This is a genomic window from Vibrio sp. 10N.222.47.A9 (assembly GCF_963872585.1).
Lineage (GTDB): Bacteria > Pseudomonadota > Gammaproteobacteria > Enterobacterales > Vibrionaceae > Vibrio > Vibrio splendidus.
Genome location: NZ_CAWNBB010000090.1, coordinates 1 through 2521, shown reverse-complemented (window position 1 = coordinate 2521; position 2521 = coordinate 1). Strand labels below are relative to the sequence as shown.

Here is a 2521-nt window from a genome sequence, read left to right as displayed (position 1 = left end):
GTATACACGACGGATTCAAAATCCGTTGCCTTCGGGCGTGGCGGTTCAAGTCCGCCTACCGGTACCATATTTAGATAAAGCCCTGATCAGAAATGGTCGGGGCTTTGTTGTATCTGGAGAACAGAAAAGCTGACCTTTATTTTAACGAAAGAAACGCTTTTTTAATCAGTCAGATCTTGTTGTTTCATTCCTAAACCACACCGTTTCCCTCCACAATTCTATTCCTTAATAAATTAATCATCTTAAATCATGATGTTACCTACCATTCTCTCTTCTATTGTCTATGTTTAAAGGAATAATAGAGGAGAGATATATGCTGACAGTAACCCCTTACTTGTTTTTTGATGGCCGTTGTAACGAAGCGTTGGATTTTTATCATAAATGTTTTGGCGGTGTAGTTTTATCGAAACAACTTTTTAGTGATGCGCCACAAGTAATAGAGGGAGCTCAACCTGATTGGATTATGCATGCAGAGTTTGAAGCGTTTGGTATGAAGCTGATGATGTCTGATGGTGTTAAAGCGAAAGAGCTCGAAGGTAACAACCTTGCACTCTCGCTTGTTACTGAGGATACCGCGACTCAAGAGCAAATCTTTGAAAATCTGAAGCAAGGTGGGCGAATAATGACACCTTTGGCGGATACGTTTTGGGGAGCTCGGTTTGGCAAAGTGGAAGATAAGTTCGGCATACGTTGGATGGTGCACTGTGATTCTTTAAGTTGAACCTGTGAAATTGGATAGTGAAATTGCTGCTTGGTTTTATTAGAATTATAAATAGAGATTAATAATCAATATTATATATAAAAATGGGCAGCATAAAGATTACCGTAGATCGCATTCAGCCCGGTCTACATATACGACTCCCAGTAAAATGGAATGAACACCCATTTCTACTCAACAGCTTTAAAATCAAAGATGATGCTCAAGTAAAGGTCATTCGACATCTTGGGATTAAGCACGTCTATATAAACCCAAACCAAAGTGATACATCACCTTTACCTGCTAACCATGTGAGTGAACAAGACCTTGATGGTGATTTACAGGTAAGCCTTGAAGCGGAAAGAATGTGGAAAGATAAGCATGAGTGCATCGAAACTTTAAGTTCTTACCGTCGTAGGGTGAGTCATTGCGAGAAAGAGTTCGAACGTTCGCTTGCCCGAATGCGTTCAGTGATGACCAAAATCCGTAATCGCCCATTAGATGCGGTAGGGGAGGTTAAAGCTCTTGTTGATGATATTGTTGAAACGCTAGTGAGTGACGATAACGTAACCTTGCATCTCATGAATGCAAAAGCTGACTTTGAAGACATTTACTTTCATACATTAAATGTCTCTGTTGTTGCGCTAATGATAGGTAAAGCTAAAGGCTACAATACGCAACAGTTGAAAGATCTTTCATTTGCCGCATTGTTCCACGATGTAGGCAAAATCAAAATACCAGTTGCGATACTAAGAAAGCAGGCTGCTTTGACTGTGCCAGAGGCGAACTATCTCAAACTTCATACTAAGTATGGGGTAGATATAGTCACGGCTATTGAGGGTTTTCCTGACAGTGCGAAGAGAGTTATTGGTCAGCATCACGAAATGAATGACGGCTCAGGTTATCCAGAAGGCTTAACTGAAGATGGTATAGATGAGTTTGCAAAAATAGTCGCGGTAGCAAATGCATTTGATAACCTTTGCCACAGTAAAGCGCAATCCCAGCAAAAGATCCCTTACTTAGCACTCTCTCATTTATATAAGAACTGCAAACACCTATATAGTCAGGATAACTTGAGTCTATTAGTCAAGTTTATGGGAGTGTACCCACCGGGCACTGTCGTGCAGCTTTCAAATGAATCAATTGGAATAGTGATTTCAGTTAATGCCAAACACATGCTTTACCCGAATGTACTGATCTATGATCCTAGCGTACCAAGAACTCAAGCCCCGATCATTGACCTCTTTACTAAAGAGATAAAAATTGTCAATGCAGTTCATCCAAGTAAGTTACCGGAACAAGTTAGAGAATATCTAAACCCTAGGGCTCGTTTATCTTACTTTTTTGATAATGGCGAGTAGTTATCCACAGGGTGTTGTGGGTAATTTGTTCGAAACTTGGGTTGAAAGTGGTATAAATAAGCCCTTGGTTGAAATGTCTTCGCTTAACCTCTTTTTTCAATAAAAAACGCATTTAATGCTTGCCAATAAGAGCTGCATCTCTATAATGCCGCCTCACTGACACGGCAGACGCCACAAGGCTTCAGCGCAGAATGTTGGTAAGGCAACTAGCTTAAAGCGTTTAATCGCTTCTACTTTTAAAAAGTAGAAATTAATTCCCAATAAGTGTTTGACACTGAGAATTAAAACGCTAGAATGGCCGTCCACTTCGAGAGGCTCCTTACTTAAAAGGAACGCTCAACAAGTGAAGCTCTTTAACAATTTAAACCTATCAATCTGTGTGGGCACTCGTTGATGAATATCAAAACGTTTTATCCTTTGGATAAAACAGATTCTTCGGAATCAAACTTGATTTCAATGAACT

2 protein-coding genes are annotated in these 2521 nt (G+C 40.0%); both read left to right on the top strand.

Annotated features, from left to right (window positions below):
• The first annotated feature begins 313 nt into the window (after positions 1 to 313).
• On the top strand, positions 314 to 721 hold the full coding sequence (locus tag AACT19_RS23745; protein WP_004735357.1) for a VOC family protein: 408 nt from the start codon (positions 314 to 316) through the stop codon (positions 719 to 721).
• 83 nt (positions 722 to 804) lie between these two features.
• Complete coding sequence (locus AACT19_RS23740; RefSeq protein WP_076649073.1) at positions 805 to 2058, top strand: HD-GYP domain-containing protein; 1254 nt, start codon at positions 805 to 807, stop codon at positions 2056 to 2058.
• Positions 2059 to 2521: the final 463 nt, after the last annotated feature.

What these genes read in the sequence shown, in the direction of transcription:
- AACT19_RS23745 (WP_004735357.1), top strand. Translation starts at nt 314, where the DNA reads ATGCTGACAGTAACCCCTTACTTGTTTTTTGATGGCCGTTGTAACGAA.
- AACT19_RS23740 (WP_076649073.1), top strand. Translation starts at nt 805, where the DNA reads ATGGGCAGCATAAAGATTACCGTAGATCGCATTCAGCCCGGTCTACAT.